18 protein-coding genes are annotated in these 22,456 nt (G+C 65.0%); 7 read left to right on the top strand and 11 right to left on the bottom strand.

Features of this window, described 5'->3' with window-relative positions:
• Nucleotide 1 precedes the first annotated feature (1 nt).
• Nucleotides 2-826 (top strand): ABC transporter ATP-binding protein, encoded by an 825-nt coding sequence (locus V0R59_RS01370; RefSeq protein WP_330074282.1) that lies wholly within the window; start codon nucleotides 2-4, stop codon nucleotides 824-826.
• A 12-nt stretch (nucleotides 827-838) separates the two neighbouring features.
• Entirely contained in the window at nucleotides 839-1,333 is a 495-nt protein-coding gene (locus tag V0R59_RS01365; protein WP_330074281.1) for an Lrp/AsnC family transcriptional regulator, read from the top strand.
• Between the two features lie 168 nt (nucleotides 1,334-1,501).
• On the opposite strand, the gene V0R59_RS01360 is transcribed toward V0R59_RS01365, so the two are convergent.
• Nucleotides 1,502-3,223, bottom strand: coding sequence for a putative bifunctional diguanylate cyclase/phosphodiesterase (locus V0R59_RS01360; RefSeq protein ID WP_330074280.1), 1,722 nt, complete (start codon nucleotides 3,221-3,223; stop codon nucleotides 1,502-1,504).
• A 240-nt stretch (nucleotides 3,224-3,463) separates the two neighbouring features.
• Here V0R59_RS01360 and V0R59_RS01355 point away from each other — a divergent pair, with 240 nt between their 5' ends.
• The 4 genes from V0R59_RS01355 (at nucleotide 3,464) to V0R59_RS01340 (ending at nucleotide 6,708) form a co-directional block, all read left to right on the top strand.
• Nucleotides 3,464-3,778: a helix-turn-helix domain-containing protein gene (locus V0R59_RS01355; RefSeq protein ID WP_330074279.1), complete on the top strand. Its 315-nt coding sequence runs from the start codon at nucleotides 3,464-3,466 to the stop codon at nucleotides 3,776-3,778.
• Between the two features lie 212 nt (nucleotides 3,779-3,990).
• Complete coding sequence (locus V0R59_RS01350) at nucleotides 3,991-5,295, top strand: C4-dicarboxylate transporter DctA (RefSeq protein WP_330074278.1); 1,305 nt, start codon at nucleotides 3,991-3,993, stop codon at nucleotides 5,293-5,295.
• A gap of 29 nt (nucleotides 5,296-5,324) precedes the next feature.
• On the top strand, nucleotides 5,325-6,029 hold the full coding sequence (locus V0R59_RS01345; RefSeq protein WP_330074277.1) for a FadR/GntR family transcriptional regulator: 705 nt from the start codon (nucleotides 5,325-5,327) through the stop codon (nucleotides 6,027-6,029).
• Nucleotides 6,030-6,045: 16 nt separating this feature from the next.
• Nucleotides 6,046-6,708, top strand: a complete 663-nt coding sequence (locus V0R59_RS01340; RefSeq protein ID WP_330074276.1) for a GntR family transcriptional regulator — start codon at nucleotides 6,046-6,048, stop codon at nucleotides 6,706-6,708.
• Between the two features lie 12 nt (nucleotides 6,709-6,720).
• On the opposite strand, the gene V0R59_RS01335 is transcribed toward V0R59_RS01340, so the two are convergent.
• From V0R59_RS01335 to V0R59_RS01315, 5 genes are all read right to left on the bottom strand, one after another.
• Complete coding sequence (locus V0R59_RS01335; RefSeq protein WP_330074275.1) at nucleotides 6,721-7,773, bottom strand: AI-2E family transporter; 1,053 nt, start codon at nucleotides 7,771-7,773, stop codon at nucleotides 6,721-6,723.
• 221 nt (nucleotides 7,774-7,994) lie between these two features.
• On the bottom strand, nucleotides 7,995-8,783 hold the full coding sequence (locus V0R59_RS01330) for a DUF4892 domain-containing protein (protein ID WP_330074274.1): 789 nt from the start codon (nucleotides 8,781-8,783) through the stop codon (nucleotides 7,995-7,997).
• A 117-nt stretch (nucleotides 8,784-8,900) separates the two neighbouring features.
• Complete coding sequence (locus V0R59_RS01325; protein ID WP_330074273.1) at nucleotides 8,901-9,755, bottom strand: alpha/beta fold hydrolase; 855 nt, start codon at nucleotides 9,753-9,755, stop codon at nucleotides 8,901-8,903.
• Complete coding sequence (locus tag V0R59_RS01320; protein WP_330074272.1) at nucleotides 9,752-10,546, bottom strand: alpha/beta fold hydrolase; 795 nt, start codon at nucleotides 10,544-10,546, stop codon at nucleotides 9,752-9,754. Before V0R59_RS01320 ends, V0R59_RS01325 begins: the two co-directional genes overlap by 4 nt.
• A 142-nt stretch (nucleotides 10,547-10,688) precedes the next feature.
• Nucleotides 10,689-11,036 (bottom strand): hypothetical protein, encoded by a 348-nt coding sequence (locus tag V0R59_RS01315; protein ID WP_330074271.1) that lies wholly within the window; start codon nucleotides 11,034-11,036, stop codon nucleotides 10,689-10,691.
• Between the two features lie 250 nt (nucleotides 11,037-11,286).
• Here V0R59_RS01315 and V0R59_RS01310 point away from each other — a divergent pair, with 250 nt between their 5' ends.
• Nucleotides 11,287-11,565 (top strand): LuxR family transcriptional regulator, encoded by a 279-nt coding sequence (locus V0R59_RS01310; protein ID WP_330074270.1) that lies wholly within the window; start codon nucleotides 11,287-11,289, stop codon nucleotides 11,563-11,565.
• Between the two features lie 43 nt (nucleotides 11,566-11,608).
• On the opposite strand, the gene V0R59_RS01305 is transcribed toward V0R59_RS01310, so the two are convergent.
• The 5 genes from V0R59_RS01305 to V0R59_RS01285 all read right to left on the bottom strand — a co-directional run bounded on the left by V0R59_RS01305 (nucleotide 11,609) and on the right by V0R59_RS01285 (nucleotide 22,418).
• Nucleotides 11,609-13,087, bottom strand: coding sequence for a hypothetical protein (locus tag V0R59_RS01305; protein WP_330074269.1), 1,479 nt, complete (start codon nucleotides 13,085-13,087; stop codon nucleotides 11,609-11,611).
• Nucleotides 13,088-13,270: 183 nt separating this feature from the next.
• A complete protein-coding gene (locus V0R59_RS01300) occupies nucleotides 13,271-15,454 on the bottom strand; it encodes an autotransporter outer membrane beta-barrel domain-containing protein (protein WP_375547355.1) in 2,184 nt (727 codons plus the stop codon).
• Between the two features lie 197 nt (nucleotides 15,455-15,651).
• Entirely contained in the window at nucleotides 15,652-17,670 is a 2,019-nt protein-coding gene (locus tag V0R59_RS01295) for a hypothetical protein (protein ID WP_330074267.1), read from the bottom strand.
• Between the two features lie 198 nt (nucleotides 17,671-17,868).
• Nucleotides 17,869-18,486 (bottom strand): RHS repeat-associated core domain-containing protein, encoded by a 618-nt coding sequence (locus tag V0R59_RS01290; RefSeq protein ID WP_330074291.1) that lies wholly within the window; start codon nucleotides 18,484-18,486, stop codon nucleotides 17,869-17,871.
• A complete protein-coding gene (locus V0R59_RS01285) occupies nucleotides 18,486-22,418 on the bottom strand; it encodes an RHS repeat domain-containing protein (protein WP_330074266.1) in 3,933 nt (1,310 codons plus the stop codon). The genes V0R59_RS01290 and V0R59_RS01285 overlap by 1 nt, the downstream gene beginning before the upstream one ends.
• Between the last annotated feature and the right edge of the window lie 38 nt (nucleotides 22,419-22,456).

Here is a 22,456-nt window from a genome sequence, read left to right as displayed (position 1 = left end):
CATGACCACTTCCGCACACGCCTTGTCGATTCAACCCACCTTCACCGCGCAACCCGTCGCCGCCGCCCACAGCGCCGCGATCAAGCTGACGGTGGATTCGCTGCACAAGCGCTATGGCGACCACGAGGTGCTCAAGGGCGTCTCGCTGCAAGCGCGCAAGGGCGACGTGATCAGCCTGATCGGCGCCAGCGGCTCGGGCAAGAGCACCTTCCTGCGCTGCATCAATTTCCTCGAACAGCCGGAAGCCGGCGCCATCACCCTCGACGACCAGACCATCGAAATGCGCCCGGGCCGCGGCCCGAACCCGGCGCAGTTGCAGAACCTGCGCACGCGCCTGTCCATGGTGTTCCAGCACTTCAACCTGTGGAGCCACATGACCGTGCTGGAAAACATCACCCTGGCCCCGCGCCGGGTGCTCGGGGTCAGCCAGCAGGAAGCCGAGGCGCGGGCGCGCACCTACCTGGACAAGGTCGGCCTGCCGGCGCGGGCTGCGGACCAGTACCCGGCGTTCCTCTCCGGCGGCCAGCAACAGCGTGTAGCCATCGCCCGGGCCCTGGCGATGGAGCCGGAGATCATCCTCTTCGACGAACCGACGTCAGCCCTTGACCCAGAGCTCGTAGGAGAAGTCCTCAAGGTGATACAGACGCTGGCCGAGGAAGGTCGTACCATGCTCATGGTCACCCACGAGATGGGCTTTGCCCGCCAGGTGTCCAGCCAGGTGCTGTTCCTGCATCAGGGACTGGTCGAGGAACAGGGAAGCGCGAGCATTCTCGACCAGCCGCAGAGCGAGCGCCTGCAGCAATTCCTTTCCAACCGCTTGAAGTGAAACATCGCCACCATGGATACCAAGGCCAACTCCTCCCACGCCACGCCGCCGCTGGACCGCATCGACGAAGCGATCATCGACGTGCTGCGGCATAACGGGCGCATCACCTACGAGAAGCTCTCGTCACTGGTGCACCTGACCCCCAGGCCCTGCCTGGAACGGGTGCGCAAGCTGGAGCGACGCGGGGTGATCCGCGGCTACGGGGCGATCATCGATGTGCAGATGGTTTCGCCGGGGTTGTCGCTGCTGGTCCTGGTGGCGTTGTCGAACCAGAGCGGCAGGTCGGCGCAGAAGGCGTTCGAGGCCTGTGTACGGGCCTGTCCGCAGGTGTTCGAATGCCAGCTGATCAGCGGGCATTTCGACTACAGCCTGCGCATGCGCTGCCGCGACATGGAGCATTACCGGGTGCTCACCGAGACCTGGATGAATAATGACGAACTGCATATCGACAAGCTGGTGGCGCATCCGGAGCTGGCGGTGGTGAAGAACACCGCGCCGCAGCTCTAGGTATCTTCCTGTCGCACGTAAATAGCCGGGCATCCGCGACCCTGTGGGAGCGGATTCATCCGCGATCGGCGGCGCAGCCGTCGTAGAACCTAAGTCCCATATCTACCTGAAAAACCGAGGACACCGGGTTTACGACGGCTTCGCCGCCGATCGCGGATAAATCCGCTCCTACACTGACCGCGTTGATACCCCTGCAGCCAGCGCCTTGACCCGCCATTCCCGCGGCTGCTCGAACCGCTCCACCCACTCCACCACCTGCCCCGCCGGCATCGGCCGCGAGATGCCGTAGCCCTGGGCCACGTCGCAGCCCAGGTCCATCAGCAACTCGCCATGGGCCACGGTCTCCACGCCCTCGGCGATCACCTGGCGGTCGAACGCCTGGGCCAGGCCGATCACCGCACGGGTCAGGGCCAGGTCATCCTGGTCGTGGAGAATGTCCTGGATGAACGATTTGTCGATCTTCATGGTTTGCGTCGGCAGGCGCTTGAGGTAGCTCAGCGACGAATACCCGGTGCCGAAATCGTCCAGCGAAAAACGCACGCCGAGGCGCTGGCAGGCTTCCAGGCAATCGCTGACCCGCTGGATATTCTCGATGGCCACCGATTCGACGATCTCCAGGTCGAGCATCTGCGGCGCCACCGAGGCATGCCTGGCCAGCAAGCGTTGCAGGCGGGTAACGAAGTCGGAACGCTGGAAATGCCGCGCAGCGATATTGACGCTCACCGGCCAGCGACAGCCGATGGTCTGCCACTGCTCCATCTGCGCCAGGGCGCGGTCGATCACCCATTCGCCGATATCGACAATCAGGTCGGTACGCTCCACCAGCGGCAGGAAGTCTCCCGGCGGAATCACCCCGCGCACCGGATGGTTCCAGCGCAACAGTGCCTCGAAACCCACCACCGCGCCGCTGCGCATGTTGACCTTGGGCTGGTAGTACAGCGACAGGTCCCCGTGGTGCAGGGCGTGGCGCACCTGCTCGACGGTCTGGTGGGTGGCCTTGACCTCCTTGTCCAGCGACACGTCGAACAGGTGGTAACGATTGCGCCCGCGCTGCTTGGCCAGGTACATGGCCTGGTCGGCATGCCGCAGCAGGGTGTCGGCGTCGTCGTTGTCGCCGGGGAACTGGGTCACGCCGATGCTGGCGCTGACGCTGATGGAGCGTCCGCGGATCACGCAGGGCACGGCGATCGCCCGCAGCACCCGTTCGAGGATGTCCTGCAGGCAGGGCGGCCCCTGCAGGTCGCCGAGGATCATCACGAACTCGTCGCCGGACAGCCGCGCCACCGCATCACCCGCGCCGAGGAAGCGCTTCAGGCGCCGCGCCACCTCCACCAGCAGCAGGTCGCCGCTGTCATGCCCGTAGCCGTCGTTGACCGCCTTGAAGCCGTCCAGGTCGAGCATGCACACGGCCAGCCGGGTCTTGGTCGCGCGGGCGCGCTGCAGCGCCTCGTCGAGCAGCTCGCCAAGACAGGAGCGGTTGGGCAAGCCGGTGAGCATGTCGTGGCCGACCCGCCATTGCAGGGTGTGCAGCAACTGGCGCTTGTGGGTGACGTCGAAGCGGATCGAGGCGTACTTGCGCACCTGACCGGTATCGCGATCGAACAGCGGCACGATAGTGCTGTCGACCCAGTACAGCGAACCGTCCTTGGCGCGGTTGCACAACTCGCCCTTCCACACCTGCCCGGACGTCAGGGCGCGCCACATTTCACTGAACACCTGTGGTTCGTGCTGGCCTGAATTGAGCATGCGGTGGTCGGCCCCGAGCAGTTCCTCGCGGCTGTAGCCGGAGACGGCACAGAACTGGTCGTTGACGTAGGTGATGCGGCCGTCGAGGTCGGTCTCGGAGAAGATCGCAGCGGCATCCACCGCCGTGCGGTAGGTTTCATCCATGGTGCCGCCTCGGAAATGTCTGATCCACGGCAGTAATTGGCAAGTCGGGACGCACGTTAAAGCTCCATGAGCCGCAGGAAAAACTCGGGTTGTTCTCTGCAAAACCCGCTGCGGGAAAACCTGTCCAGGTTGCAAATTCTACGAAATGCATCACCTTTTGCAATCCAAGGTGATGGCACAGGAGGTTGTCCTCTAAAATATTTTGTCGTTAAGTTCTTGATTCTAAAAGGGAATTGAGCGATGGAAATTTCAAGTTTGGGGTCAGCCATCCGACGCTATCGCAAGGTCGCCGGGCTCACCCAGGCTGAGCTGGGGGAGAAAGCCGGATTCGACCCCAAGACGATCAGCCGCTTTGAGACCGGCACCTACACCCCCAGCGTCGAAGCCCTGTTCGTTTTTGCCCGCATCCTGGGCGTCCAGCTCACCGCCTTTTTCACCGACCTCGACAGCGAAGACCAACAACGCGCGTACCTGTTCGGTGTCATCCACAAAGCCCCCCGCAAAGACTTGAGCAAGCTGATCGCTGCGGTCGATCAGGCGCTGTCGGAGCCGTAGGGAAGCCGCGACAGAATGGTTCGCGCACCAACAAAAAACACCCGCATTGCATCTCAACTGGTCAGACCGGTAAAACCAATTATCGCCAACCCCTTGCGAACCCGGAAAAACCGGGCGTATATTGGCCCCGCACTGGACATACCGGTAAGACCACAATAATTAAGTCCGACGCGCCCTTCGCGGCAGCCGGACACCGATCAGAGATCCCTCCCATGCTCAAATGGTGCTCGCGTTCGATCTTCCTCCAAGTAGTGCTCGGCCTGTTGCTCGGCATTGTCTGCGGTCTGAGCTTCCCCGACCTCTCCCTGCAACTCAAACCCCTCGGTGACGGTTTCATCAAGCTGATCAAGATGCTGATCGGCCTGATCGTGTTCTGCGTCGTGGTCAGCGGCATCTCCGGTGCCGGCGACCTTAAGAAGGTCGGGCGCATCGGCCTGAAATCGGTGATCTACTTCGAAATCCTGACCACCATCGCCTTGGTCCTGGGCCTGGTGTTCGCCTTCAGCACCGGTATCGGCAGCGGCGCCAACATCCACCTGGACCAGCTCTCCACCAGCGACGCCGGCGCCCTCGCCGAACGCGGCCAGCACATCCACAGCACCACGCAGTTCCTCATGGACCTGATCCCCTCTTCGGTGATCGGTGCCTTCGCCGACAACAACATCCTCCAGGTCCTGCTGTTCTCGGTACTGTTCGGCAGCGCGCTGAACCTGGTGGGCGAGTCCGCCTCGGGCATCTCGCGGCTGATCAACGAGCTGAGCCACGTCATCTTCCGCATCATGGGCATGATCGTGCGCCTGGCGCCGATCGGCGTGTTCGGCGCCATCGCCTTCACCACCAGCAAGTACGGCCTCGACTCGCTGCAGCACCTGGGCGGCCTGGTGGCCCTGTTCTACCTCACCTGCGCCGGCTTCGTGCTGATCATCCTCGGCGTGGTGATGCGCGTGTCGGGCCTGAAGATGCTGCCCTTCCTCAAGTACCTGCGCGAAGAGCTGACCATCGTCCTCGGTACCGCTTCATCCGACGCCGTACTGCCGCAGATCATGCGCAAGCTGGAGCACCTGGGCATCGGCAGCTCCACCGTGGGCCTGGTGATCCCGACCGGCTACTCGTTCAACCTCGATGGCTTCTCCATCTACCTGACCCTGGCCATCGTGTTCATTGCCAACGCCACCGGCACGCCGCTGGCCATGACCGACCTGCTGACCATCCTCCTGGTGTCGCTGGTGACCTCCAAGGGCGCCCACGGCATTCCGGGCTCGGCCCTGGTGATCCTCGCCGCGACCCTCACCGCGATCCCGGCGATTCCCGTGGTCGGCCTGGTGCTGGTACTGGCGGTGGACTGGTTCATGGGCATCGGCCGCGCCCTGACCAACCTCATCGGCAACTGCGTGGCTACCGTGGCCATCGCCCGCTGGGAAAAGGACATCGACATGGAGCGCGCCAACAACGTGCTCAGCGGCAAGCAGGGCTATGGCTTCCAGCCACGCAAGACGGCCCATCAACAAGAGTTCTGAAACATGACTGATATCTCGTGGAGCGCCCCGTGATCACTTCATCGACCGTCGTCAACGCAGTCGTCGACAAACTGCGCCAGGCCCTGGCCCGTGGACAATGGCGCTCCGGCGAGATGCTCCCGGGGCAGCGCGAGCTGGCCGAACAGCTGGGCATCAGCCGGCCGAGCCTGCGCGAAGCGGTGACCGTGCTGGAAACCCTCGGCCTGGTCCGCTCGATGCCCGGCAAGGGCGTGCTGGTGCTCGACGCCGACAGCGCCGAGCCGGTGCTGGTCCCGGCCACGGTGGCCGAGGCCAGCCTGGAGGACGTGCTGCAACTGCGCTACACCCTCGAACCCTTCATCGTCGGGCTGGTGGCGCAATCCATCAGCAGCCAGGAAACCGGGCAGTTGCGCCTGACCCTGATGGACATGCGCGAAGCCCTCGACGCCGACGATGCCGAGGCCGGGGTCAGTGCCTACATCGCCTTCCACGAGGCGCTGTTCGCCCTGACCTCCAACCCGATCTTCCAGAGCGTGGTGCAGCAGACCAGCAACGCCCTCAAGCAGAGCGCCCAGGTCCTGCGCAAGTCTCCCGAGCACCTGGCCGCGCGGCTGGAAGAGAACGAAGCGGTGGTGCGCGCCATCCGCAACAAGGACAGCGCCCAGGCCAGCGCGCAGATGCGCCGGCACATCCTCCAGGAAGGCCGGCGCATGGGCATCGAACTGAAGATCCCGGACGAACAGCCGGGCCACTGAATCCAGGAGCGCGAAGATGAACACCTCCCTGCCCTTCCTCATGGCTGGCGGCGGACGCCGGATGTCCGCGGAAGAAATCTATCCGCAGCTGTTCGACGCCATCCTCGAACAGCGCCTGACCCCAGGCACGCCCTTGACCGAACTGGCCCTGGGCGAGGCCTTCGGCGTCAGCCGCACGGTGATCCGTCGGGTGCTGGGACGCCTGTCGGACCAGCAGGTCATCGTCCAGCGCCCGGCCCATACCGCGCGCCTGGCGGCGCCGGACCCGGAGCAGGCGCGCCAGGTGTTGAGCGCCCGGCGCCTGGCTGAAACCACCTTGATCGAACTGGCCGCCCGGCGCTCGCGGCCGGGGCAACTGCGCCAGCTGCGCGAGCTGATCGCCCGCGAGCGCCTGAGCCACGAACAGGGGCAGCGTTGCACGGCCATTCGCCTTGGCGGCGAGTTCCACCTGAAACTTGCGGAAATCGCCGACAACGCACCGCTGACCCGATTTCTCAACGGCCTGGTGCCGATGACCTCGCTGATCATCGCCAAGTACGAGCAGCATGGTTGCGAGCATTGCGCGTGGGAGGAACACGCGGCGCTGGTGGATGCGCTGGAAGACGGTGACAGCGAGGCCGCGCTGCGCCTGATGCACCTGCATCTGGACCGCATCGAGGCCAAGCTGGAGCTGGATTGAAGGCCGACCGATCTACGCGGCGCGGTTTTCCGGATGGTTATGGTTCGACCAATCCACCAGCAGGCTGTAGCCCACCGCCAACAGGGTCGGGCCGATGAACAGGCCGATGAAGCCGAAGGCCAGCAGGCCGCCGAAGACCCCGAGCAGCACGATCACCAGCGGCAGGTCGCCACCGCGGCTGATCAGGTAGGGCTTGAGCACGTTGTCCACGCCGCTGATGATGAAGGTGCCCCAGATGCCGAGGAACACCGCCATGCCGTACTCGCCCTTCCAGGCCAGCCAGGCGGTGGCGGGAATCCACGCCAGCGGCGGGCCCATGGGGATCAGGCTGAGCATGAAGGTGACCAGGCCGAGGACCAGCGCCCCCGGAACCCCGGCGATAAGGAAGCCGATCAGCGCCAGCAGGGCCTGGGCCGCAGCGGTACCGATCACGCCATTGACCACCCGCTGCACGGTGCCGGCGACCAGGCCCAGGTAGTACGGGCCGCGATCGCCCACCAGACGCTCCAGCAGGCGCAGGACGAAGGCCGACAGGCGCGGCCCGTCGCGGTAGAAGAAGAACACGAAGACCAGGCTGAGGATCAGCTCGACGATGCCGCTGCCGATCTGCGCGCTGCGCGCCAGCAGCCAGTTGCCGACCTGGCCGAGGTAGGGCTTGACCGTGGCCAGCAGTGCCGCGCCTTGCTGGTCGATGGTGTTCCAGTAGCCCACCAGGCGCTCCCCCACCAGTGGCACGCTGCCCAGCCAGGCGGGCGGATCCGGCAGGCCGTCGACCTGCACGTCGCGGATGAACGCGGTGGCGTCGCGCACGTGGTCGGCCAGGTTGAAGCCGAGCCAGACCAGCGGCAGCGCCACGAGGATCAGCCAGAGGGTGGTGAGGAAGCTCGCCGCCAGGGTCTCGCGCCCACCGCACAGGCGCGTCACCAGACGCATCAGCGGCCAGCTGGCATAGGCCAGGATCGCGCCCCAGAGCAGCGCGGAAATGAACGGGGCCATGACCCACAGGGCCGCGCCCAGAAGTGCCAGCAGGAGAATCTGCACCAGCAGGCGATCGTTGTTGAGCATGGGGCCTTCTCTCAAGAAACATTCATTTTTTCGGGCTTGCCGCAGATGACCCTGTAGGAGCCAGCTCTCATGGAACACCGCATGACTCATTGGTTCAGCGAGGACTTGTGGGAGCGGGTTCACCCGCGATTACGTCGGCGAATCCACTACCGCAATCGCGGGTGAACCCGCTCCTACAGGGTCCTCGTCACCCTTTAGACCTGTTCTCTGCATCTGAGGATCTAGCGGATCAGTTCCACATGCAGGCCGGCCGCCGGCTTGTCACCAGTTTCCAGCCGCGCCGCGCGCACGCCGGCGCCACTCAACTGCTCGCTCCACGCCGTGGCCTGGGCCCCCGTCAGGCTGACCCGCAGGCTGCTGTCCAGATTCAGGCTGCGCGCCAGCAAGGCCACCCAGGCTTGCGGCGGCTCGCCACCGAGGTCCGGATAGTCGAGCTTGCCGGTGCTGCGCAACTCGCGCAGGACCGTGGCCGGGGTCGGCAGCACTTCGCCCAGCGGCGCATTGGCCTCGAACTGTTCGGCATGCAGGTAGGCCCGCTTGTTGCCGCGGGTGATGGCGTAGAGCGCCACCAGGGTGTCGTCGTTTTCGCCGGAACGGCGCAGGAGGATGTAGAACTGGTCCTGGTCGGAACCGGAGAGCCGGGCGCTGCCGAAGATCTCGTTGTTCCACAGGCTGTTTTCGCCACAGTCACGTCGCTCGCACCAGAACAGCGGGTAACCGCCATCGGCCTGCAGCGCCTCGCGGGCGGCGTTGAAGGCCTCCTCGGCGCGCCGCTCGGGCGGCAGTTCCCAGGTCATCGAGCGGATGTCGCCGCGGGCCTCGATCCTGCCGTCCATGCGCAACTGGCCGCTGATCTTGCGCAGCGCACCCAGTGGGTAGATGCGCTCCTGGTCGGTCGCGGAGCGTTGGTCGACCACCTTGGAATCCTGGGGAATCGGCAATTCGCCGGCGGCCTGGGCCGCGCCAGCGACCAGCAGCAGGCCGGCAAGAAGGCTACGGACGGCACTCATCGGCGAACCCCGCCGGCGAATCCGGCGTGGCCAAGGAAAAGGGGGCGGCTGTCGTGCTGGGTCATGATTGTCTCCCTGATCAAAACCCGCCAAGCCTCGACAGTTGCCCGATACAAGTCAAGGAATGGCAAAGAAGCGATTGAAACAGTCTGCAACAAGCGTTGCCCCGGCTTCATCGTTCAGGTGCAGGTGATGGCCACCGGGGAGGTGTTCCAGGGTGAAGGGTAGCTGCTCCAGCAAGGTCGTGTTGCGCGCCAGCATGCCGTCGTCGGCCACCACCAGGGTGGTCGGGCAGGCAACGCGACGGACAAAGCTCATCGCCTGCTCCTCGCTCATGCGCAACGGCGACGGCAGGGTCAGCCGGCTGTCGCTGCGCCAGCTGAAACCGCCGGGTACCGGCACCAGGCCGCGCTGAGCGAGTAATTCTGCGGCCTCGCGGGTGACCGCGACCATGCCCTTCATGCGCGCTTCCACCGCCCGATCCAGCTCGGCATACACCGACTTGCGCTTGCTGTCGTGGCGCAGCTGCGCCTCCAGGGCCATGCCCATGCGCTCGGCAGCGTCCTGGGCCGAGGCCCCGGGCGGGATGACGCCGTCGATCAGCGCCAGGCGCACGATCCGCTCCGGCACGCTGCCGGCGAGGATCACCGAGACGATCGCCCCCAGCGAATGGCCGAGCAGGGAAAAGCGCTCCCAGCCCAGTTGCCCCGCCACCCGCAGGACATCGTGGGCATAGTCCGCCAAGGCGTAGCCGGCGCCCGGCGGACGGTGCCCGGAGTATCCGTGGCCGGCGAAATCCAGGGCGACGATACGCAGCCCGTGCAGCCTGGGTGCCAGGCGGGCGAAGCTGTTGGCGTTGTCCAGCCAGCCATGCAGGGCGATCACCGGGCGCCCGTCCGGCGGCCCGTACAGATGCGCGGCCAGTTCGATATGGCCCAGGTCCAGGCGGACTTCTTCGACGGGATGACTCATGCCTGCTTCTCCTGCCAGCGCTGGAACAGGGTGCGGATCAGTTGCGCGGTTTCCTGCGGACGTTCCAGCGGGAACATGTGTCCGCCGGCAACACTGTGGTTTTCCCCCAGCGGCATGCGCTGCACCGCCTGCGCATGATGGGCGCGGACGATGCGGCTGTCGCGGCCCCGGACCATGGCCAGCGGCACCTTGAGTTGCCCCGGATGGGCCGGGCGGGTATGCGGGATGCTGCGGTAGATCTGCATCTCGATGGCCGGGTCGAAGCTCAGCCGCCAGCCCTCGCCTTGCGGTTTCAGGCCATGTTGCACGTACGCCTCCAGGCACTCCGGGTCGAACGCGCGAAACAGCGACTTGCCGGAGAAGTAGGCACGGGCCTGGTCGAGGTCGTCGAAGGCCTCGCGGCGCCCCTCGGTACGCCCGGCCGGGGTGATCCGGTCGATGAAGCCCAGGCGCTTGGCCAGGCGGATCAGCCACTGGTCGGCGAGGGTCAGCACCGGCGAATCGAGCATCACCACGCCGCGGTACAGCTGCGGTCGACGCAGCGCCGCATGCAGGTGAAGAACGCCACCGAGGGAATGGCCAACGCCCCAGACCGGCTCGGGCTGTTGTTCAAGATGGTGGATCAGCTCGTCGACCAGCAGCAGCCAGTTGTCACCCACCGGAAAGCGCGGGTCATGGGCATGCTGGGGCAAATGCTGGACCTGGTAGTCCGGCGCCAGTCCGGCGAACAACTTGCCGTAGGTGGCCGAGGGAAAGCCGTTGGCGTGGGCGAAGAAGATCTGTTGCGACATATCGGACGGCCCGGGGCGGCAAAAACTGACAGTGATTGTCCGCAACCACTGGTACGCCGGCAATGCCTGTAACAGCCATCGGGGATGGCACTCCGGTCAGGGAATGCGGCGGCAAGGGCCGGCAACGCCGGTTCCCGCCGACTCAGAAGCCCTCGAACGAACGGTGCATGCAGGCCTGGATATAGGCCACCTGGTACTCGTAGGCCTCGCGCACCTGGTGGCGCTCCTGCTCGCCGAGCTGGGCCCGTTGCATGGCCAGGCAGGACACCTGGAGCATCTTCGCCATCTGCTCGCAGGCCAGCTGAAACTGCTGCAATTGCTGGGATTCACGGCGATGACCATAACGCCGGACCAAGGCGTCGAAACGCGCATCGGCGGCGTCGTGGAGGACCTGGAACTCGGCGAAGTCCAGGTGGTAGTTGAAGTTGCACTCATCCAGTACCTGACGCAGATCCGTCGAACGGGTATGCAGTCCGTCACGTGCAGTCATGGTTTCCTCCTCGCATAGAGTGCACCTCGTACAGCCTCACGCTAGCAAGTCGCCAGACGCGCAACAACTGACAAAAATATCAGGTGGGCACTGGCCCGGCAGCGCCGGCGAAGGGACATTCGAGGGGGTGCCGACTGATATTTTTGTCAGGTTTCAACAGGCGCAAACGGCGATATAAATGTCCCCGTACCGTCCCGGTCGAATCGATTGCCGAAGGATTCACATTCGAACAAATGCCAGGAGTCTCCCCATGTACGCATCTCCAACACTGGGCGCCAGCCAGCTCCGCGCCCCCGCCAAAAGCGCCCAACTGATTCCGCAGGAGCTGGTCCGGCTGACGCTGCGAGAGAAAGTCGTCCTGCAGTGGAGTGCCGAAGGCAAGACCTCCTGGGAGATCGCCCACATCCTGCAATGCAGCGAATCGGCGGTGAATTTCCACTTCTGCAACATCCGCCGAAAGTTCGGCGTGACCTCCCGTAGCGCGGCGATGCTCAAGGCCCTGGCCCTGGGCCTGATCAAGCTGCGCTGAACCCACTGCGGCGGCCAGCGACCACGCTGGCCCCGGCCAGATGTCAGGAGACCAGGCGTGGCTTGAGCGTCGGAAAGTTCGGCGCCACCTCCAGAGGCCAGGTTTCCCCCAGGTCGAAACTCACATACACCCTCACGCTGAACGCCTGGTCGAGCATGAGCTGGGCCAGGAACGCCTTGGCGATCACCACCTTGCCGTTCGCGCCGATGCCAACGCCCAGCTCCGCCTGGGTCACCCGGTGATCGCGTAGCGCCTCGTAGCTGATGCTGCCGCTTGTGGTCGAGATCCCGCTGACCACGATGCGCACCATCTGGTCGGTGCTCATCAGCTTCCACCATTGCAGGGTGAGTTTCGCGCCGCTGGCCGGCACCCCGGCCAGGCTCAGGGTGCCGTTACCCATGTGTCCGGCGCATTGCACCGTGGGCATGCTGCCCACCGGGAAGGTCAGCACGCGCACCGACTGCGGCGTGGAAGGCAGCAACTCTTCGGCGCTGATCACTTCGTAGTACAGCACCGGGGTCTTGCCGATGGCGATGGCGATGTTGGCCTTGGGGATCCAGCAAGCACGCGGGTCGGCCTCGGTGTCGAGGCGGCCGCGGAAGGCGCCGAAGGTGCCGGGCTCGCCCCACTGCACCCAGACCTCCTCCCCCGGATGGATCACCGTGTCCGGATCGAGCGCCACCTGGATGTCGCTGCGCACGGCCTTGTCCGGATCGAGCACCTGCTGCTCGCCGATGCCATCGGCCTCGATCACATTCAGCCACGGCAGCTCACGCGGGATCGGCGTGGCGCACACCTCCAGCCCTACCGGACGCGACGCGGCGGGTGGAGTGCCGGCGCGGTCCTGCACCTGATAGTGGACATAGCGCGTGCCATCACCACGCTCGCGAATCATCGCGCCAGCGAAGGTCAGGTACAGCGGCTGGCCGATGTCGTCGAGGCCCAGGGTGCGCGAGCCCACCTGGTTGAATTCGAAGGGCTGCGTGTCCCAGTACCAGGTGAGCACATCGCCGGCCCGGGCCTCGCGGTACGTGGGGATTTCCGCTTGCACCTCGTCCCCGTTCTGCTCCAGGTACTTCACCGTCACGCCATGGTCCACGACCTCCTGCCGGAACAGCAGCGCCCCCTGGTCCGCGCCCAGCACCGGCGCGGTCTTGTCGATGGTGATCGGCAACGGCTGGCCGTAGGCGCTCTCGCCGTTGTAGATCTTCACCCAGTACTCGAGGCTCTGTACGCCCTCCGCCAGATGCTCGCTGGCGATGTCGAGGAACAGCTCGCCCGGCTGCACCGGGGTGGTCCAGATGCGCTTGCCGACCTCGTTGCCGTTCCACAGCAGAAGCAGGGTTTCGGGGGCGTCCGCCGTGGGGTCCGAGTTGCCCCACATCGGAATCTCCACGCGCAACGGCGCCAGGGTGTCCTCGAACGGCAGCAGGTTGGGCTGGCCGCCTTCTATATCGTCCAGCAGGGCTTCGACAACGGCAGGCGCGAGCACCAGGGGCTCGGTGTTGGAAGGACGCGACATCGGTGGCTCTCCTCAAGAAAGCGGGTCGGTTCCCGAACGAACGGGTGTCGGAGTCCATTTTCCGGCAAGAACAGCAGGGGCATAACTGGCAGAACTATCAGGTCCGCAGAAACGCAAAACCTGCCGCGTACCCGAGGGTCCGCGACAGGTCGAAGGGTCGCCTTGCGCGACCCCGGACACGGCTTACCAGTTGTAGCGCAAGCCGACGCTGGCACCCCACGGCTGTTCGATATGCTCGCCGTTGCTGTAGTCGAAGTCGGCGTGCAACTGCAGGTTCTGCGCCAGCGCTACCGCCACTCCCGCCCCCAGCTCGCCACGGGAACCGGACAAGTCGTTGTTGAAGCGGTTGTCGTTGATGTTCACCTGGTTGTTGGTGGCGAACTCATGGGCGTAGGCGACCCGCAGGTACGGCTGGATCAGGCGGCCTTCGCCGAGGTCGATGTTGCGGCCAACGGTGGTACCGACCTTGCCCAGCAGGGAGTGGGTGCGTTCGCCTTCGGCGCGCATGTCGTTGTCCAGGCTGTAGTCCTTGCCCTGGATCACCACGCCGGACACCTGGGTGTACGGCTCGACATACCACCCCTGCGCCAGCTTGATATGGCGGCCGAACTCCAGCGAGGTGCCCACGGCGTGGTTGTCGTAGTCGCCCTTGGCCCGGTTGCCGTCGCTGAGGTTGACCTTGGACTCGTTCTGCAGGCGGTTGAACTTGAGCACCGCGTCGAAGTAGTAGCCGCTGCTCGGATCCAGCCAGGTGGTGTAGCCGCCGACGTAGTAGCTGTTGACCTGGCCGGTGGAACCGCGGGCCAGGTTCAGGTCCGAATCGCTGTAGCCGGCCAGCAGGCCCACCAGCCAGTGGCCGTCGCCGAACGGCAGCGGCGCGTCGGCACCGAACGACAGGCCTTGCTGCACCTGCTTGTAGGCGGTGCCGGACGAGGCCGCGACGTCGTACTTGTTGCTGTAGCTGCGCATCCAGGCGCCGGCCTTGCCGCCGTTCATGCGCAGCTCGCCCATGCGGCTGCGCAGTGTGGTCAGCTCGCCGTACCAGACGGTCGGCGCGGCGTTGAACAGGCCCAGCATGGTCTGCGCGCCCGGGCTGATGCTCCGCATCGAGGCATCCAGGTACCAGTTGTCGCCGTCCTGGATCAGGTCGTAGGAGAAGGTGCCGAGGTCGACCTGGCCATTGAGCAGGGAAAACTTCGCATCGCCCGAGGCGCTGTGGATCAGGTGGATCTGCCCGTCCTTGGTCGGATCGGCACCGCTGCTGCCTACCAGCACCTTGTGGTCGCCCGTGGCTTCACCGGTGATTTCCAGGAAGTCGGTCTGCCCGGTGGAGAAGTCGGTGTCCATGATGAAGGTGCCGTTGCCGGAGAGATTCTCCACGGTCAGGCGGTAATAGGCGTCGGCCTCGCCGAACTTGACCGCACCGCCGTTCATCATCAGTTCGCCGACCTCGTCGTCCTCGATCATGTTCCACTGGCCTTGGCTGGCCAGGGTGAGGCTGGCGACGTTTTCCAGCGAGCCGGTCAGGGTGGCGTGGTTCTGCAGGGTCAGGTTGGCGGTGGCGCCGTCCTCGGCGACCACGTTGCCCACCAGATGGCTGTTGTCCACGGTCATGTTGCCGGTAGAGCCGCTGAGCACCTTGAGCACGTTGCCGTCGCCGCCCACCAGGGTGGAGCCGTTGCCAACGAAGATCTCCGCGGTAGCTTCCTGGGTAGGAACGGTGCCGACGACGATGGCGGCGCCGGTCTTGCCCTCGACATGGGTGCCATCCAGGTTGAGGGTGGCGTCGCCGGCCAGGGACGGGTCGAGACGGATGCGGATGCCCATGTCGCCACCGGTGATGGTGCTGCCCACCGCATCGACGCGGCCGCCGAACAGCTGGATCCCCTGGCTGTTCGCTTCGGTGCCGGTGACCGTGGTGTTTTCCAGGTACAGCGTGCTGTTGGTGGACACCCCGATGCCGCGATCACCACCGGTAATGGTGCTGTTCATCACACTCGCAGTCGATCCATCCGCTCCGGTGCGCCCCACGGACAGGCCGGTGCTATCGCTGCTGATGGTACTGCCGGAGATGGTCCCCGTGGCATTGGCCAGGATCACACCCGCAGCACCGGTGGCGGTCACCGTGCTGCCATTGAGTGTCACGCTGCCGCCCGCCTCGACGCGGATATCCCGCGTGGTGGCGCCATTGGCCGTAAGGCTCGACCCGGGGCTTACTACATAGCTGTCGACAGGATCGCTGCCATCGATGGTCTCGTCGCCGATGATCAGTCCGGCGAACGCCTGTTCGCTGGCCAGCACCAGCGGTGCAATGGCCGCGAGTTTCAACACGCGGACCAACGGGCGGAGTGTGAACGGTGAAGTCATAGGCATCGGTAATAGCTCTCGCAGGACAATTGGCAACAGCGGCAAACCAAGCTGGACAAGCAACCGGGTTCACTCGCAAAGGCCGGCGAGACTACAGACGACAACCCAAATTTTATGTAGGAATAATCCTCAGAATATAGCAGCCAATTCGACAAGCCAGCGCCCGCGGAAATCCGCGGGCGCTGGCTTTCCTCCGACTATTTGCGTCCCACAGGGGGAGGAATAGGGCATGAAGCCCCAGGGATATGCATCGAGACCGCCGCCTCGACTTCCAGTGACGTCACCGGCTCCCCCTCGTGCGTGAAGGTGTACGTGGTCACCCCACGCCCGTCGCGACTTGTACCCGGTTGATAGATGGGAAGAATGTGCTCTTCATAGGGCACACGCCAGATGAAGCCGGTGGCGGGATGCTCGGCGTCCAGCACGATGGGCTCTTCGAGTATCGCGTCGGTGATGACCTGCCCTTCGCCAGGCGCGCGGCGATCCCAGGGGGTCCAGGTCAAGGTCACGGTGTCGCCCTCCTGGAGCCATTGGCTGAGATCGGGGACCTGGACGCGAACGCAGGGCTCCAGCGGATGCGGATTGGCCGGGTCCTCGTACAGCGACACACAGGTCAGCCAGCCATTCGCCGGATTGAGCCCCAGGTATTGGGGGGCTGGCGGGGTAAGGACGACCGCCTCGACGAGGACGTGGTAGGTCTTGGAGTGCTGTTTGTTGTTGGAGGTTGGCGAGCCGATCCGGTAGTGCACGGGAACCTGCGCGCCATTGCCTTTCCTCTGGATGACCTCCCAGGGAATCTGCGCCGCGATTTCGTCCCCGGGCTGTTCGAACCCCGCGACGGTGTAGGTGAACGCCAGTTCGTCTCCCCAGTAGAACTCGATGAAGTCGTCCACCTGGGCCCCCGCGAAGAGGTAGGTATTCTGCTTCGCCGGCTGCCCGCTGTCCTCCCTGGTCAGGTGGTTGAAGGTATTGTCGGTAGCGCCATAGGTGTCGAGCTGGGTCAGGTCGCCGTTCACCGGATCCGGCCAGGTCAGGTCGGGCTCCGGCCGTGGCGGGCCGATATAGGAAAAGTCCACGTCCACCTGCGCGGCAGGCGCGTCGAACGGCACGGTTCCGCGCAGGATGCGGTAGCTGACGCTGGTGTTCTTGATCCCGGTGGCATCGCCATACTCCGCACGCAGGGTGGCCGAAGGCACCCGTACCTGGATCTCCGGCCCCGGTTGCGAGCCGACATCCTCGGCATAGAGATCCGTCGCACCCCACTTGACCTCGACCCGGTCGGTGGCTTTCCAGCCCGCATACAGCGGGATATGCACCACGACCCCGAGGTAGGCATCCATCAGGTTGATCAAGCCGTCGCTGGCCAGCGGAACCTCCGGCGGCGCCAGGTTGGTGGGCAACGGCCCGAGAGCGACCGCCACCGGCGTGGGGAAGGAAATGCGGCTACGGTTGTGTGCCTTGTCGATCAAGGCGTAGGCGAGGTAACAGCCGCCGTCCCCCACCGCTTGCACTACGCTCGGATCGACGGTGATCTGCGCCGGCGTACCTGTCACTTCGTGATAGCCGGCGATGTCGATCTCGGTGATGTCTTCGGGAATCGGGTCCTTCAACCACCAGTACACCACGAAGTCCTTGGGTTGACGGTCGGCATAGTCGGGGATGGTCCCGACCACGCCGGCCGGATTGTCCGTCAGGTATTGATCGGTGATCGGCACGTCGGGCATGACCATCGCCGGCGGTTCTTCGTCCGTCCAGCCCCAGGGCGCGGTGCCATCGCAGATCACGGTGAGTGGGGGCGATTCCGCCTGTTCGTCGTTGTATTGATGCACCCGGTAGCGCAGGTCGTAGGCACCATCCTTTTCCATTTGCTCCTTCGGAAGATGCAAGGTGAGCGGGAACACACCCTCGAGCGGCGGGGTGACTTCCGTCTGGGCGTACACCTCGAAATCGCCGCTGCCCGCCTCTGCCCATTCCAGGTACACCGTGTCGATATCGCCGGGATACAGGTCTTCGGCACTGTCATAGGCCTGGATGGTGACGGCGAGATCATTGAGCAAGGCGTTCTTGTCCAATGTGCCGTCCTCCGGGTCGACGATGATTCCGGCGGCCAGGGTTGGCGGCGCCAGGTCCTGCCGGGTGCGGTGGCGCTGCACCTGGGCCTTGCGGAATGCGCTGCGGGACTGTTCGGCCAGGCGCTGCTGTTCAGACTGGGACATAGTGGTCACCCTCTCCATGTGTTCGGCCGTCGAGGAAACGGTGGCTACCGTTGCGGATCGAACAGCCGTGAAGCCATTTAAAACCTGGCGGGGAAAGGGCGTAACTGGCAGAAATGACAGGTCGGGAGCAGTCAGGAAATGAGAAAGCCGCCCCTTTTTCAAGGAGGCGGCAGGGGAACGCGCAGGCAAACGGGCTCACTACGATCGGATGTTTGAAGTCTGCCGGGAGATGCCACTGAGTTGAGTGTTCCGATTACCCATCGGGACGGGGTTGGGAACCGCGACGTTGCTCTTGACGAGAATCGGCTGGCCTCCCCCAACGCGATCCAGACCTAGTTGGGCGTAACCTTCCGGCGTCAGCCGGGGCCTAAGCTCTTGGTATTGATCGATCCCATCACTGATAGCACGAGCCTCACTTCCATCGTCCCCTTTTCCTCCTTTCACGCCTTTCCCCGACGCAGATTTTCCGCCCGCTGCGGGCGCGGTTTTCCCGGCGCCCGCAGCACGCTGACCAGAACCAGCGGCCGGAGCGGTCCGACCACCTTTCAACAGGGTGCTGCCAGCCAGCCCCACGCTCATCACTCCGGTAATCGCCGCCACACCAATCAGGACATTGCGTTGTTCGCCTTCCGAAAACGCGGCCATCGTCCCTGCTCCCACGCTCACCACCCCGAACAGCATCGCGAGGAGGGGTTGCCAGGGAGCCGCATGCCCGCTCGGATCGCTCAAGTTCAGCGGATCCCCATTGCAGTACGCATACGCATTCAACCCACCCGCGCCGAACGGACTGAGATTGTCCGCCCCGCTGAACTTCATCAAGACCGGGCTGTAGCGTCGGTATCCTTTCCCAGCAGTTGCCCACCTGCCTCCCTTTCCTCGAATTCGCCATTGAAGCCGAGTCGGGCGCGAACCGCCGGACTGCGGTAGCCATGGGCGGTATAGGCCAGGCTGGTGCCCTGCCCCGCCACGTTCTCGCGCAGCACGGTGTTCTTCTGGTCGCAGCCCAGCAGCAGGTCGGCTGCCCCGGACTGCCGCTCCGCCAGCAGGTTGCCGGCGCCGCGCACGAAGGTACTGCCACTGTCGCCCTGCAGCACATTGGCCAGCTCTTCCTCGCGGTAGAAGCGCTGCTCCACCTCGGCACCACCGCCAAGGCTGGCGAGGCGGTCCAGCGGGTCGTAGCGGTAGCTGCCGGACAGCACGCCATTGCCCTCGCCGACGCTGACCAGGCGGCCGAGGGCATCGTAGTCGAGCTGGCGGCCCTGCTCGTCGCTCACCAGGTTGCCATCGGCGTCGTAGCTCAGCAGGATCTCCGCCGGATAGGCTTCGTGATCGTTGCTCACGCTGGTCAACTGGGTCGGGTCGTCGGCATTGTCGTAGTGGTAGTCGGCGCGGTTCTGTCCGCCTGGGAAGGTGGTCAACACCCGGGTGATGTTGTCCATGGCATCGAAGCGGAACAGTTGCGCCTGCACCGGCTGCCCGTAGGCGTCCAGCGGTGGCTCGCCGGTGCAGCTGTAGTCGGTCAGGCGGTTGCGCTCGTCGTACCCGTAGTCCTCGTCGCGCAGTAGCTCCCCATCCTCCAGCAGGGTCCGCCTGGTCAGGCGGTCCACGGCGTTCCATTCCTGGCTCAGCGCCTGGGTGGACGTGCCGAAGTCGAAGTGGCGCAAGGTCTCCCGGGCGAAGTCGTCGTACTCCAGGGTCACCTGCACCTGCTGGTCGCTGTCCCGGGTGTCGATAAGGTGCAAGCGCCCCAGGGCATCGTAGGTGAAGGACGAGGCGATGGCGTCCAGCTCGGTGCGCACCAGGCGCCCTGCGCTGTCGTACTCGTAGGACTGGACCTGGCCGAGCACATCGGTGTAACCCAGCAGGCGGCCACGCAGGCTGTAGCGGTAGGTCATCTCGTAGACCTGGCCATCCTCGAAGCGGCGTTCCAGGCTCAGGTCGCCGGTGCTGAAATACTCCCGCTCAAGAATCTGCCCCTGCTCTTCGCAATGGAGCAGGCGGGCGTTCTGCAGGTCGTATTCATAGGTCGCCGCGACCCCGGGCGCCAGCTCGCGGCGCATCGGATCCTCGCCGAGCTGCGGCTGGTAATCGTAGGTGATCGGCACCCCTGCCGGGGTGGTCACGGTGGTCGGCTGCATGCGCCCCGGCTCGTACTCGAAGACCCGCTTGCGCCCGCCGGTGATGCTCTCGACCATGCGCGACAGCCCATCGAAATGCTGCTGGCCCAGCTCCTGGCCGTCGACGCTGATATGGGTCGGCAGATCTTCGTCGCTGTGCTCGACGAAACGCCGGCTGACCACCGCGCCACCGGGCAGGACGTTCTCCACCAGCCGGTCGAAGGCGTCGTAGGCGAAGGTGGTGGTGTGGTCGAGGGCATCCACCTCGCGCCGGGTGCGCCCCAGGCCATCGTAGAAATACTCGTGCAGGCTGACCTGCTCGCCCTTGCTGTCGAGACGCTCGCTGCGCGCCGGCTTGCCGAACAGGTTCACCCAGGTCACTGTCTCGCCGCTGCGCGAGCGGCGATTGGCACTCTCCTGCCAGGTGCGGGTGACAGGCCCGCGCCAGGCCGGCGTGCCGATCGGGTCGGTCTCCTCGATGCTGACCACGTCATCCGGCCCCTTGTCGGCGCGCTGCTGGCCCCAGTCGTCGTAGGCATAGCGGTGCCGCAACGCCAGCGCTCCTTCAGCCAGCCAGTCGAACTCGCAGGCCTCGTCCAGTTGGCCGAGGCCGTCATGGTGCGCACTGGAGGTGTCGCGCCAGGTGCCGTCGCCATCGACATCCTGGCGCTGTTCGAGGACCTGGCGGTTGAGCCCGTCGACCCAGTTGCGGGTCTGCACGCCCTTGACGTCGGTGGTCTCCTGCACCGCCTTCTGCCCATCCACGCTGGTGAGGGTGTAGGCGTAGGTGCGGGTCGCCTCGAAATCGCTGTCCGGCGCCACGGTTTCCGCGGTGATGCGCCGCAGGCTGTCGTAGGCGTAGCGGATCACCACGTCGTTGTCATCATGGGTCTGCACCGGCTCGCCGATCAGCAAGGCATGTTGCAGGACGAGGGTCTTGCTGGTCTTGTCGAAGCCGGTCAGGGTTTCCTGGGTCTGCAGCACGCCCTCGGCCGGCAGCACCTCGTAGCGGTAGTCGGTGAAGGTGCTCAGCCCGTTGAGGGTCTTGCCTTCGCTGAACAGCCGACCATGCAGCAGGCTGTCGGCGGGCTGGTCATGGTACTCGTGGTGAACCTGCTGCAGCGGCGTGCCGCGGTCCGACAATTCTTCAAAGGCCAACACCAGCCAGGGATTCTTCGCCGCGCCGGCCAGGGGCGGCAGTTCCTGGTAGCGGTAGTGCGTGGTCAGCACCGGTGCGTCACCCTCGCCGCCGCTGGCCGGGGTGACCGTCTGCTCCTTGAGGTGGCGGACGAACTTGTCCGGATCCGGCGGGCAGCCGTCTTCGCCGTCTGCCGCGTAGTACAGGCTGGCGGTGCGTACGCCGTTGGCCTGGACTTCCAGGGTCGGGTTGCCATGGATGTCGAACTCGGTCTCGACGGTTTCCACGCGGAACCTGGTCGCATCCCCCTCCATCTCCCAGCGGGTCTCGACCCGCTTCGGCAACTGGAAGATCGCCGGCTGCTGGTCGAAGGGCACGTCGCGCTGGTGATACTCGGTGCCGACGCGCTTGACGCACTTGCCCTGCTGGGTGACTTCCTCGGTCATCAGGTGGAAGCGGTTGAAGGTGCGCTTGACCTCGCGCACCTTCTGCCCGTCGAGCAGGTGGCTGGCCGTGCTGGTGTACTCGTAGGTGTAGGTGACCTTGTACAGCTGGTCGAGGCCATCGTCATCCCAGGAGATGTTGGCGCCGTTGCCGAGGAAGTTCTCGTTCGAATAGGCATAGCGGGTGACCAGCACATCCTGGCCCGAGCCCGGATCGATGCGATGCTCGGTGACCCGCGGCAGGTTCGCCCGCCCCGTATTGCCCGGAAAAGCATGACCGGGGTCGTTGTACTCGATGTACTCACGACCGCCCAGCGGCGTGCTGACCTCCCGCACGCAAATGACGCCGCGAATGGGCTCGTAGCGAAAACGCCAGGACGCGCGCTCGGGCACCGGCAGGACGATGTCCATCACCAGGCCACTGGTCAGCTTCATCTCGAAGCGCTTCAACGGATCGTCGTCGAACGGCGGCAGCAGCAGCCTGAGGCTGTTGTCGGTGCGGGTGATGCGCAGCAATTCGCCGCTGGCGTCGGCGACGCTGGCCAGGCGCTGCATGCCATTGAAGCTGGCGTAGCCCAGTTCCACCTGATGCCCGGAAGGCCCGAGGATCCAGCGCGGCAAGGCGATCCGGTTGGCGCCGATGCCCATGACCTTGAGGATTTCCACCAGGCCGGACTTGTGCACCACCCGGTAGGTCTCGTCGTCATCGATGAAAAAGCGGAAGGTGTCGAGTTTCCTCTCCTTGATCACCGGCTCGTTGCCGTCGGTGCCGGTGACCTTGAAACTCTCCCCGGTATGCAGGGAGAGCATCCGGTTGTTCGGGTTGAACTGGCTCAGGCGCAGGTTCCAGCCCAGGCCGAAACCGCTGTCCAGGGTATTGAGCGGGTTGAAGTCGAGCCGCAGCGGCACGTCCGGCCCCGCCAGGGCATTGGCCTTGAGCTCGGGCAGGTCGATGGACAAGGTGTACTGACCGGTGCGCGGGTCGACACTGTTGTTCATGTAGCTCATGAAGTTGAAGGCATTGGAGCTGACAACGGAAGAAGTGGTCATCGCGAAATACCCCATGAAACGAAAGGGCGACAGGGCCC

Source organism: Pseudomonas ulcerans (assembly GCF_036324125.1).
Taxonomy (GTDB): Bacteria; Pseudomonadota; Gammaproteobacteria; order Pseudomonadales; family Pseudomonadaceae; genus Aquipseudomonas; species Aquipseudomonas ulcerans.
The sequence above is the reverse complement of the archived record's forward strand: the minus strand, read 5'-3'. Positions and strand labels throughout refer to the sequence as shown.